The 12269-nt window shown below is 55.6% G+C and carries 5 protein-coding genes; all 5 read left to right on the top strand.

From position 1 onward, the window contains the following. Positions 1 to 926 precede the first annotated feature (926 nt). The gene (locus BJF95_RS19965) at positions 927 to 3899 is read left to right on the top strand and encodes an autotransporter outer membrane beta-barrel domain-containing protein (RefSeq protein ID WP_075641247.1); all 2973 of its coding nucleotides are present in this window, start codon (positions 927 to 929) and stop codon (positions 3897 to 3899) included. Positions 3900 to 4074: 175 nt separating this feature from the next. Beyond that, entirely contained in the window at positions 4075 to 5160 is a 1086-nt protein-coding gene (gene bcsN / locus BJF95_RS19960) for a cellulose biosynthesis protein BcsN (protein WP_083638927.1), read from the top strand. 127 nt (positions 5161 to 5287) lie between these two features. Continuing rightward, on the top strand, positions 5288 to 7480 hold the full coding sequence (bcsA, locus tag BJF95_RS19955; protein ID WP_075641246.1) for a UDP-forming cellulose synthase catalytic subunit: 2193 nt from the start codon (positions 5288 to 5290) through the stop codon (positions 7478 to 7480). After that, positions 7480 to 9903: a cellulose biosynthesis cyclic di-GMP-binding regulatory protein BcsB gene (locus BJF95_RS19950; RefSeq protein WP_075641245.1), complete on the top strand. Its 2424-nt coding sequence runs from the start codon at positions 7480 to 7482 to the stop codon at positions 9901 to 9903. Before bcsA ends, BJF95_RS19950 begins: the two co-directional genes overlap by 1 nt. After that, the gene (locus BJF95_RS19945) at positions 9900 to 12074 is read left to right on the top strand and encodes a hypothetical protein (RefSeq protein ID WP_075641244.1); all 2175 of its coding nucleotides are present in this window, start codon (positions 9900 to 9902) and stop codon (positions 12072 to 12074) included. The genes BJF95_RS19950 and BJF95_RS19945 overlap by 4 nt, the downstream gene beginning before the upstream one ends. Positions 12075 to 12269 lie beyond the last annotated feature (195 nt).

Raw genomic sequence — 12269 nt, 5'->3', positions numbered from 1 at the left:
AACCTGAAGGCCGCAGGTTCAAATCCTGCCCCCGCAACCAAATATACAACAAAATCAAAGCCCACTCTCGCGAGTGGGCTTTTCTGCGTATAGGGGGGTAATAGAAGCTTTAAACGCAGCATTGGACACTCAAGCGCCGAATGCGCCCGCCTCCAGCTCCATCCCACCGCCAACCTTCAGCCTGCCAGTGTTCAGCACATCACAATAGACGCCGAATGTCCGTCCGTTGTTGCGAACAATCGTGATTATTCGACACGGCCTTGAAGCCCATAGAGGGAAACTGGGAGCTTTGGATTGTCGGCATTGAATATGACGGGTTTGCCGTTACTGGCCATCGCGTTCTTGACCGCTTCGCTTCAGAAGGCTGCTTCCATCGTGATCGACAGCCCCCACGACAGAACAGTCCGACTGAACAAGTCCACGACGGCCCAGAGATAGAGAGAAGCACGTGCAATAGTGGTTGCGGTGCCCATCGAAGCGCTCGACTCAATCGCGGATGAGCTGCAAGCCGAGCCCGCCAATTGACGCGTCCTAGCTCCTCGAGCCCCCTTTAAAGATCAATGACAAAGCATGCAATGGGCGGACTGGTCCGCCTCCCGGCCGTTTCTGGTGCGCTGGCGTGGGCCATAGCAGTATCATCCTGATGCATATTGAAGGCCGTTGACATCAGGCAATTTCAGAGGGCCTCGTTATTAAAGGCAGGTTCGTTCCCAATGAAAATCAACAGTAAACACCGAGAGAAGGCCAATTGGCTGTTCGTCGAGACGTGAATAGGAATTCTTAGCGGTGTACTGATGCAGAAATGCCCACGAATCCCCTGCGGCCTTTATGTTGTAGATCTAACACTTTGTTAAACAGACTTCGATAGAAATTGTTAACCGTCCTGTCGATGTATTCGGTTACATGTTAGCCTCAGTTGGATCCAGATGAAATCACTGTTCTCAGCATTTTACAGCCGTATGTGCGTGTTCACGGCGCTGGCTTGTATCGTGCTGCCTGCGCAGGGTTTTGCCCAATCTGTTTGGTCTGGCAGTGCTGACAATCAATTCAGCAATACGTCAAACTGGACCCCTGCATCCCCTGGCGCAGGTGATACGGCGAGCGTCAATGCAGGCTCGCCACAGGTTACAAATAATGTGACAGTCAATCATCTGGATGTGGGTGGCGGAAACGTTACCATCACCAATACCGGCGCACTGTCGGCCACGAGTGGCACGACGATCAATTCTGGCAGTGTCAGCATCAATGCAGGCGGAGTGATGAACTCGAACGTCAACCTTGATGGCGGCAGCTTCGCCGTTGACGGTGATCTGAATGGTCAACTAATGCTTAACAACGGCAATGTCACCGTGAACGGCGGACTCAGTCGTGCCTTGGTTGGGGCTGGGACCGCGCTGTCCAACAATGGTGCGGTTGGCGCGGTCAACGTTTCCGCGGGCGCGACTTTCGTCAATAACAGTGGCGCGACGGGTGGCACGGTCACCAATGCGGGTACCACGTCCAATGCCGGGACGATAAAAAGCCTGACCAACACCGCAGGCAACTTCACCAACAATAGCGGTGGGACGGTGACGGGAAAAACAACGGTTTCGGGCGGAACTGTCACAAATAATTTTATCATGACGGATGCCGATGTGGCCGCAGCGGCCGCATTTGTGAACAATACTGGCGCAACCGCGGGCGCAATCCAGAATTTAGGCACTGTCGTCAATGCAGGAACCATTGCCTCCCTGCAGAACGACGACGGTTCTTTCACCAACAATGCGGGCGGCGTGGTGACAGGCGACAGCAACATTTCCGGCGGCAGCGTGGCGAACAACGCCACTCTCAAAAACGTCAATGTCGGTCAAAACGGCACATTCACCAATGCCAGCGGTGCCACCGCCGGTACGGTTGTCAATGCTGGCAAGAGCTCGAATGCTGGCTCTCTTGCCGCCTTGACCAACACGAGTGGCAATTTCACCAATAATTCAGGTGGTACGATTACCGGTAAAACGACAATCGGAGGCGGAACTGTTACCAACAATTTCGTCATTACCGATGCGGATGTGGCGGCGGTCGCTGCGTTCGTCAACAACAGCGGAGCCACGGCTGGCGCAATTCGGAATTCCGGTACGGTCACCAACGCGGGCGCGGTTGCGTCGCTACAGAACGATGCTGGCACCTTCACGAATAATGCAGGTGGTGCAGTTACGGGTACCACGACAGTGCATGGAGGCAGTGTTATCAACAATGCGACACTGGCTGATGTTGATGTTGGAACGGCTGGCCGATTTGTTAACAACAGCGGTGCAGTGGCGGGTTCGATCGCAAATTCGGGTAAGGGCTCGAACGACGGAACAATTGCAGCACTCACCAATAAACGTGGCACGTTCTCCAACACCGGCACAATCAATGGGACTGCAACAGTTTCGGGCGGCTCACTGATCAATGATGGAACGATATCCGGAGCAGTCGATATTGATGACGGTGGTCTGCTGTCAGGCAGCGGCCTCGTTGGCGGGCTTTTTGTGAATGCAGGAGGCGTGCTTGCACCGGGTCCGGGAATCGGAACGATGGCTGTTAACGGAGACCTGACGTTTCGCTCAGGTTCAACCTATCAGGTGGACATTGACGCAAGCGGGCTTTCCGATACGGTGCGCGCAACGGGTGTTGTTTCCATCCAAGGAGGCACGCTGGACATTAGAGCTGCCGGCGGCAATTATGGGTTGGCAACCAAGTATAACATCCTGAGCGCTGGTAACATCACGGGCAGATTCGACAGCGTTTCAAGCGATTTTGCCTTCCTGTCGCCAACGCTGGCCTACGGTGCCTCCACTATAGACATGCAACTTGATCGGAACAGTGTGCAATTCAAGGATGTTGCGCGCACCCCAAACGGTCGCGCGGCCGCGACGGGTGTTGAAACATTGCCATCAGGAAACTTGCTTTATGGTGCGGTATTGTCGCTGGATTCCACGACTGCGAACAGCGCGTTTTCGCAGTTGAGCGGCGAGGTGCATGCTTCACTCAAAAGCGCGTTGCTCTGGGAAAGCCGTTTTACGCGCGAGGCGATCATCGACGAAATCGCGTCGCGTCCTGCTCAGCCAAAGGACGGCGTGATGGTCTGGAGCTCTGGCTTTGCGTCGTCCAACCAATGGTCGAGCAATGCAAATGCAGCAGGCATTGATTCCCGCACCGCAGGCGTTGTCTTGGGGGCAGACGCGCCGATCTCCGATCAATGGCGCTTCGGCGGGCTGGTGGGCTATAGCCGTGACTCGTTCGATCACGCGAACACAGAATCGTATCATGCTGGCCTTTATACCGTGGGCGATATCGGCATGATGAAACTCGTTGGCGGGGCCATCTACGCCCACAACGAAGCGTCAACCCTGCGCACTGTCTCTTTTGGCACGTTTTTCAACCAACTCTCCGCCGATTATGCCAGCGCCACCTCCCAGGTTTTCGCGGATCTGTCCTGGACACAGGAACTGGATGCCGTCAAGCTTCAGCCATTTGCCAACGTTGCCTATGTCAATCTCGGCACTGGTGCTTTCCGGGAAAACGGCGGTGCTGCGGCCTTGTCGGCTGCCGACAGCCGTGATGCGATTGCGACGTCTACGCTTGGTTTGCGCTGGTCCATGGATTGGCTGGAAGTCGACTTGCCTGTGGCCGTCTCAGGCATGTTGGGCTGGCGGCATATCGGCGGCGATGGGACGCCGTATTCCAGTCTGGCTTTTGCGAGTGGCTCACCGTTTATCATCGAAGGTGTCGAGATGCCTCGGGATTCCTTGCTGGCAAAACTCGGCGTCTCTGCAAAGATCTCAAAGTCGGCCCGCCTGACGGTGGGCTATTCCGGTGAATTCGGCAAAGGTCTGCGCTCCAGCGCGGCGCAGATGAGCGTGGTTGCGAATTTCTAGAACCTGTCAGGTTCAGATTGGGCCAGACAGACTGCCATATTTCTTTTTCGCGTGTGTTTTGGCCGCCTGGAGCTGCGACGCAACCTCGCGGTGTATTTCAGCTTTGTCTGTTTGGTTAACCCATAATTAACCATATTTATTTAAACATTACTTAACTTCCTGTTAAAAGTTGAGAATGTTGCCAATGCCGTCGCTTTATCTTTTAAATATTGTCGGAGCTGCGGCTGCTGGTATCGGCAGAATAGGGGTGATTCTGTTCGGTCTTGTTCTTTATGGTTGTGCGCAAACCGGAGGTATCCAGACGTCTATTGTCCCGGTTACGGTGGCGCCAGAGAAAGCTTTGGTGTTTCTCTCGCCTGGGTCATTTGACGCGCTAACAATTGTTCAGACAAATTACTCCAATGCCGTTGTGCAGCAAATATATCTCAGAACAGATGCACTAACGTCAGGGCAAAACTACGTCAAGGCGACCTATTGGGGGCCTGTGGGGCCTCAATATGAAGCGCGAGAAAATCTCCCTTATGTTGCTTTCCATCAGGCGCGTTTGGCGGCAGAGATGCAGGCAGATTTTCCATCTACGCGTATGGTCATATCGCCTGACTATCTTCAGAATGATTATGGTGCGTTTTCCTATGCCATCGGCAAAGGTGTTGGAAACGATCTATGCCTGTTTGGATGGCAGCAAATTCGCACGGCTGACGAGAACCGAACCCTGTTCGGTGATACCGGCATGATTCAGATTCGGTTGCGGTTGTGTCAGGCAGGGGCGACGCAAAACACATTGCTGTCTGTGATGTACCACTACACGTTGACGGGCGCGTTCAATTCGTCAGCCTGGAACCCCTATGGAGCACCACCACGGCTTGCCGCAAACATTGGCACTGCCGGTCAACCGCTCTATCCGATCGGTAGACAGGGTGAGCTTGACAAACCCGTTGCCGCAACTCCGCTGATGGTCCATGGGGTAAGGCCCGTGAATGTGCGGCCTGCGAGTGTGCAGCCCGTAAATGTACAAAAAGTTCAGCAGGTTAATCGCGAGCCATCGAACGCGCCTCAGCCTGTTGCACCAATGGCAGCCACACCGGGGGCGGTCATGCCGCAGATTCCTGCGCCACCCGTCTCCACCAGCCAGCCTTCGTCTCAGGCTCTTCAAGGCATGTCCACCGATACAATGGGTGCCGGAAGCAGCAGGCCTTTCCAGAAAGTCACCATCCCGTCTCCGCCTTGCCCGGCAGGAAGGACAAATGCAACATGCGAATAGCCCGGCTGCCTTTCCCTGACCAAGCGGACCCTGACCAAGCGGATCGTGACCAATTGGATCGTCATCTGCGGCGGCATGCGCGCGCGGGCGCTCACAATTCAAATTCCTCATGTGAAGAGTTGTCGATATGCTAAAGGCAGTGAGCTTTCTCGCGTGGGCGCTGGTATCCGCCGGTTTTCTGATCCTGATCTCGCTGCCGATCAGTTTGCAGACGCATCTGATTGCGACACTTCTTGCCGTCGTTGTGCTGGCCACGCTCAAGACACTGGAGATTAAAGGGCCCTGGCGCATGGTTGGCCTGGCTTGCGGCACGGCTGTTGTGCTGCGTTATGTTTATTGGCGCACCACCAGCACCTTGCCGCCGGTGAACCAGCTTGAGAACTTCATTCCCGGCATCGTGCTCTACATTGCCGAAATGTACAGTGTGGTCATGCTGGCACTCAGTCTGGTGATTGTGTCGTCGCCCTTGCGCTCCAGCGTGGGCAAGCGCGGCTCCGCCGATTATAAACCGACAGTGGACATCTTTATCCCGACCTATAACGAAGATCCCCAGATGCTTGCCAATACGCTCGGGGCGACCAGAAATCTCGACTATCCGGCTGATAAAATTACGGTTTGGCTGCTTGATGATGGCGGCACACTTCAAAAGCGCAGTTCCAATGACATTCCGCAGGCCCATGCGGCAGAGCGACGCCACGAAGAGTTGCAGACCCTGTGCCGCGAAATGGGGGTACGCTATCTCACACGCGATAGGAATGAACACGCGAAAGCCGGAAATCTGAACAATGGCATGCAGCATTCAACCGGAGAGTTGATTGTGGTGTTTGACGCTGACCATGCGCCAGCCCAGGACTTTCTGTTGGAAACCGTTGGGTACTTCGAAGACGATCCAAAATTGTTCCTGGTTCAAACGCCGCATTTCTTTCTGAATCCGGATCCGATTGAGCGTAATCTCAATACATTTGAGAAAATGCCCGGCGAAAACGAGATGTTCTATGGCATTATCCAGCGCGGGCTGGACAAATGGAACGGGTCATTCTTTTGCGGCTCGGCGGCGGTGCTGCGCCGCAGAGCGCTTGACGAAGCTGGCGGGTTTAGCGGCATCAGCATCACCGAGGATTGCGAAACGGCGTTGGCCTTGCACTCCAGTGGCTGGAACAGCGTTTACGTTGACAAATCGCTGATCGCCGGTTTGCAACCGGCAACATTTGCCAGCTTTATCGGCCAGCGTAGCCGATGGGCGCAAGGCATGATGCAGATTTTGATTTTTCGTCAGCCCATGTTCAGGCGTGGCCTGAGCCTTGCCCAGCGGCTTTGCTATATGTCGTCGACGCTGTTCTGGTTGTTTCCAATCCCGCGCACGATTTTTCTGATCGCGCCCTTGTTCTACATTTTCTTCGATCTTCAGATTTTCGTGGCATCAGGAGGGACGTTCCTCGCCTATACAGCCACCTATATGCTGGCGAATTTGCTGATACAGAATTATCTCTACGGACGGTTTCGCTGGCCGTGGATTTCTGAGCTTTATGAATATGTGCAGACGATCCATCTCTTGCCTGCCATCATTTCTGTGATGCTTCATCCCACCAAGCCGACCTTCAAAGTGACGGCCAAGGACGAATCGATCAAGCAGAGCCGTCTGTCGGAAATTGGCCTGCCGTTCTTTATCATTTTCGGCGTGCTGGCCGTGGCAACCGTGGTGGCGGCCTATCGTATCTACGCCGAGCCATACAAGGCGGATGTGACGCTGGTGGTTGGCGGCTGGAACCTGCTCAACCTGATTTTTGCAGGCTGTGCGCTGGGTGTCGTTTCGGAAAAGGGCGATAAATCATCCTCCCGCCGTGTCACGGTCGAGCGCCGCTGCGAGTTTATGCTGGCCAATGAATGGCATCAGGCCCGTGTGGAGAATGTGTCGGTGCATGGCATGCTGATCCATGTGTTTTGCAAGGATAGCGATGCGGCCAGCATGCAGGCAGCCGCACAGGAAACGGCTGGAACAATCCGGATCAAACCGTTTTGCGACGGTGCGCCTTCGACCATGCCGGTCAATATTGTCCGCAGTCATGTGGGGGATGGCTATGTCGGCATTGGTTGCACGTTTTCTCCGCAGCAAACATTGGATCACAGGTTGATTGCCGATTTGATGTTTGCAAATTCCTCCCAATGGAGTGAATTCCAGAAGCGCCGTCATAAAAATCCGGGTCTTATCCGTGGAACGATCAACTTCCTCGGCATTGCATTTTACCAGACCACGCGCGGCTTCTATTATCTGACAAAGGCGTTCAGCACCAAGGTCAACCCGGTTGAGGGGGGCAAGTGATGAAGCGCGTATGTCTCACCATTGCTTTGTTTTCTGTGTCCGCAAGCGTGGCATTTTCACAGGCCGCTCCTTTTGACATGACGCCTGAGAAGGTGCCGGGTGCGGCCGCGCCGGAGCCTCTTGTGCAGAGCCCTGTGATGCCGCCTGCCAAATCCACACCGATGCTGGCACCTATATTGGCACCAGCACCGGCTCCCGCAAGCCCAGCACCCGCTCCCGCAGGCATTGCGCGCGACACCGGGGCTGCTGTGGCTGTGCCGCGTGAAGATCGCAATCGCCGTTACCTCTTGCCTTTCGCCAACTTAAGCCTTTCCGGCGAAATTGATGCGCGGCGTTGGGTGATCTATCTGACCGCAAAAGAGGCTGCTGCTGCCAACACAGTGACGGTTGGCTATCAAAATTCCATTCTTGTCTCACCGGAAAGCTCGCAGTTGTCCCTTGAGATTAACGGCGTACCATCGGGTTCTGCGGCAATCGCCTCTCCCGATGATGCTGGCGGGAGCATGGTCTTTACGTTGCCGGCCGGTGCTTTGAAGCCGGGGGCAAATCTTTTATCGCTCTCGGTCCTTCAGACCCATAGAACCGATTGCACACCACAATCCACCTACGATCTTTGGACCCGGCTTGATCCGGCAAAGACCTATCTCTCTTTCAGCAGCGATGTGGCGGGTGAGTTGACCAGTGTTGGTGATATTGCTGCTGTCGGTCTTGATGCGCAACGCGTGACCACAATCGATATTGTGGCGCCCGCATTGGAAAATCCGACCCGCACGGAAGAGTTGCTGCGCCTGGCGCAAGCATTGGCCCTTCGGGCGCATATGCCGAATGAGAAGATTACAATCCGGCCGGATCTGCCACCGTCTGCGCCCGCAGGCAATCTCGTCGTTCTTTTCGGCACGACGGCTGAGATCACGGGCATGTTGCCGTCCGCTCCGCAAGATTCACGAACCGGGCCAAGTGTTTCCTTCATGTCTGGCCCGCCCTCGTTTGGTGGGGTCAATGCATTGGTTGTCAGCGGGCCAACGCCGGAGGCGCTGAAAGCTGCCGTTGATACACTGGCGGGTTCACGTGTCGTTTCAACAGAGCAAAGCGCCATCGTGTCCAATAGCGGCTGGTCTGCGCCAGATGCACCTGTGATTGACTCTGAAACCACGCTTCCGCTGTCGCAATTGGGTATCCGCAGCCAGGAATTTTCCGGCAGACGCTTCCGCACGGGCTTTATGGTTGCCGTGCCATCTGATTTCTACGCGCAAGCCTATGGTGAGGCGCAGATACTGCTGGATGCAGCCTATTCGCCAGAGGTGTTGCCGGGAAGCCAGATCGACATCTACGTCAACGGGCAGATTGCCTCCACCATGCCCATCAGCTCGCACGAGGGCGGCATTTTCCGCCATATGCCGATTAAAATTCCGATGCGGCATTTCGTTCCCGGCACGAATAGAATCGATATTGAGGCCGTGCTGCGCACGGAGTCCGATGTCACATGCCTGCCCGGCGCTCCAAAATCCCATGCGCCGCGCTTTGCGCTATTCGATACGTCAGAATTCTACATGCCCGATTTTGCGCGCATGGGGGTGACACCCAATCTCGCTGCAACCAATGGAACGGCGGCCCCTTACGCGTCAGCCACGGAGCAGCGCCCGGCAGCGCTCTACATGAGCAGGCTGGATACGGATACATTTTCGGCAACGGCGACCCTTGCTGCACGGCTGGCAACCTCGGCGGGCCACATTATTCCGTTTGAGGTTGTTTCGACCCCTGCGGCGATGACGGGACGCGATAGCATCATGGTGGGCGCGATATCGGAAATGTCACCCGCTCTTCTGGCGCATCTCAGTATAGAACCCGGCAGCCAGACAGCCTGGCATACACCGGAGGCTCGAGCCCGTGAGGACGACAATACAGTGCGGTTCGAGGATTGGAAGACCAAGGTTCATGATGGCGGATGGCAAGGCAATATTGGCGTGTTCGGTGATTGGCTTGCCCGCAATTTCAACCTCACATCCGATTCACTGCGCTTTTTGCCGAGTGCGGATGTGGATTTTTCACCTTCCGACAATAGCGCATTCATGATTGCACAAGGCAAAATAAGCTCGGGAAAAGGGATTCTGACGTTGATAACAGCCCCGACAGGCACCGACCTGGATCTCGGTATGGCTTTGATGGCGAAAGAGGAAAACTGGCGTCGGATCTCTGGTCGCATTTCGACACTGAATACGGCGACGAACGAGGTGGAGACCGTTGCGCCTCAACGCACAGAACTGTTTGCCACCCAATCGTTTTCTCTCAGTAACGTGAGGCTGATCGCGGCCAACTGGTTCTCCAGCAACATCTCCTTTTATGCATTCACACTTGCTGGCTTTCTCGTCGCTTTGGGCTTGGTTACGAACTTCTTGCTTGGCAGACTTGGGAGGCGGCATTGAAATATCGCTTTATCATCGCTTTTTCATCTCTCATTGTGTCAAGCGGTGCCGTCGCAGGCATTCGTCTGGGTGGGTTGGATCAAGCGTTTGAGACAGGAGGTGAGCTGCTCTCAGCGTCCCAATCACAGGCATGGCCGCGCACCGAGCGATTGCCGCGTGATCCGGTGTTGCTGGCACAGGCGGTGCCAACCATCAATGGACAGACGGGGGCGGGGGCATCATCACCGGCGACAAACGCCAGATCAGGGCCGCTTCCTGCGGATCTCAGCGCTCTTCGCTATTTTGCAAGGCGTGGAGATACGGTCAGGCTTCAGGCTGAAACTGCGCGTCTAAGAGCGCTCTACCCCAATTGGGTGCCTCCCAAAGACCCCTTGGCAGACCAGCCTGGCGGAGATCCGCAGATCGATGCCATGTGGAAACTCTTTGCCGAAAAGCGCTTTGATGAGGTGCGGAAAGCGATCGCCGAGCGCCAAAAGACCGACAGCAGCTGGCAGGTGCCAGATGACCTCGCAGCAATGCTGAAGCAGGCCGAAGTTCATGAGGCCTTGGTCAAGGCTTCCGAGCTGAAGCAATATGGCAGCGTGATCGAGACGGCATCCAGGAATCCTGAATTGCTGACATGTAACGATGTTGATGCGCTCTGGCGCGTTGCGGAGGCATTTGCCAAAACCGGACGCCCTGAGAGGTCGCGTGATGCCTACGGCTATATTCTGACAAATTGTACGGTTCCTGCCGAGCGCCTCGCGACAGTGCAGAAAGCCTCCAATCTCTTGCCTCCGGCCATGCTGGATGGGCTTTTGGCAATGGAAAAGCCGGATGCGACAGGAAAGCCTGAGTTTGAAGGCTTGCGCGACGATCTTGCTCGCCGTTTTGTGGCCGAAGCCACCGATAAGCCATCTATGGCTTTGTCAGGTGTTTGGCTAGACAGATTGCGACATCTGGCTGAGACACGCCAAAGTGCTGCCGATGCCTTGTTGCTTGGCTGGTATAGTTTCCGGCGCAATATGCCGGGGGAGGCAGAAAAATGGTTCCGCTTTGCCCATGAAAAGCAAGACAGTGCATCGGCCTCGCAAGGGCTTGCACTGATTTTGCAATCGCGCAAGGATTTTGCAGCCGCAGAACAGGTCATGTACGGGTGGCGCAACAGCTCCGATGAGGCGCGAAGCTCCTATCTCGCCGCAGCAACCAATCTTCTGGCGCAGGTGCCTCCGGTTGCTATTCAATCAGACGTGCTCGAGCGCATGGCGACCGAAACAGCCTCTGCCAAAGACGCAAATACCGCCCAGCAATTTGGCTGGTATGCCCGCGCTTTTCAGCAGCCACAGCTCGCGTTGAAGTGGTTTGAGCTGGCATTGTCGTGGAAGCCCGATGATGAGCCTTCGGCCTATGGAGTAGCCGTCACTGCCGATGAGCTGAAAATGCCAGCTGAGGTCAAGCGTATCCAAGCGCTTTGGGCCGCGCGCTCACCGCGCATCGCCGCCTTGAGCGAGCGTCCGCCCGGCGTTGTCGCGTCTGCTGAACCATCTCGCAATGGTGTGCGACGAGAGGTTGTGTTGAATGACGCTGACAGGGACGGTTCAGGCAGCCTCGCGGATGGTCGCCGAGATACCGCTCCGCGTCCATCACCGAAGCACCGGGGAGCGGGTGCTGTTGGGTGCCGGTCGCTCCTGAACGCGCGAGATCTTTCGCAGGATGAAGCCCTGACACAAGGATGGTGCCTGATGAAAGCCGATCGCGCGGCGGAAGCCGTCGAGGCATTTGACCATGCTCTTGGCAGTGCTCAGGCCAAGGTGCGCAGCGACGCCAGCTATGGCAAATCACTGGCCTATATGCGGTTGGGTTTGACCAATAATGCCGCTTTTGCTGCGACAAATAGCGACCTCGACAGCACCAAGGCCACAGAATTGCAGGTGGCATTGTTGGCCGATCGGGCTGTTGCCAGTTTTCAGGCACGCCGGTATTCCGAGACGATCAATCTGCTGGATCGCCGTGCCCGCCTTGCAACGGAGCGTGTCGACCTGATGGTGCTGCGTGGTTATGTCTATCTGAATTTGAAACGCTATGGGGATGCCAAGAGAGTGTTTGAAAGTCTGGCCGCTATTGGTAATCCTGACGGCGTCAAAGGTTTGGCCGATGTTCGCAACGCAATGGATCCAAGCCACACCGGCTAGAGTTTGTCAGGGAAGAGCGGAATCCGGTTTTCCCGACAAGACAAACTCAAACAAAGAAATTTAGAGACTGTCTGGTTCAGTCTGAACCTGACAGTCTCTAATCTTGGGCTCTGAGCAGAAAATCTGCATCATCTCCATCAGAACGGCATGGCTGCACAACGGCCTGAGGGCCTCTCGTGCGACAAATCCGGCCGT

The organism is Rhizobium oryziradicis (assembly GCF_001939045.1).
GTDB lineage: Bacteria > Pseudomonadota > Alphaproteobacteria > Rhizobiales > Rhizobiaceae > Allorhizobium > Allorhizobium oryziradicis.
This window is presented reverse-complemented; position numbering and strand designations above follow the sequence as displayed.

Bases quoted from the DNA above. Each gene is read 5' to 3' on its own strand.
- BJF95_RS19965 (WP_075641247.1), top strand. From the start codon at position 927: ATGAAATCACTGTTCTCAGCATTTTACAGCCGTATGTGCGTGTTCACG.
- bcsN (WP_083638927.1), top strand. From the start codon at position 4,075: ATGTTGCCAATGCCGTCGCTTTATCTTTTAAATATTGTCGGAGCTGCG.
- bcsA (WP_075641246.1), top strand. From the start codon at position 5,288: ATGCTAAAGGCAGTGAGCTTTCTCGCGTGGGCGCTGGTATCCGCCGGT.
- BJF95_RS19950 (WP_075641245.1), top strand. From the start codon at position 7,480: ATGAAGCGCGTATGTCTCACCATTGCTTTGTTTTCTGTGTCCGCAAGC.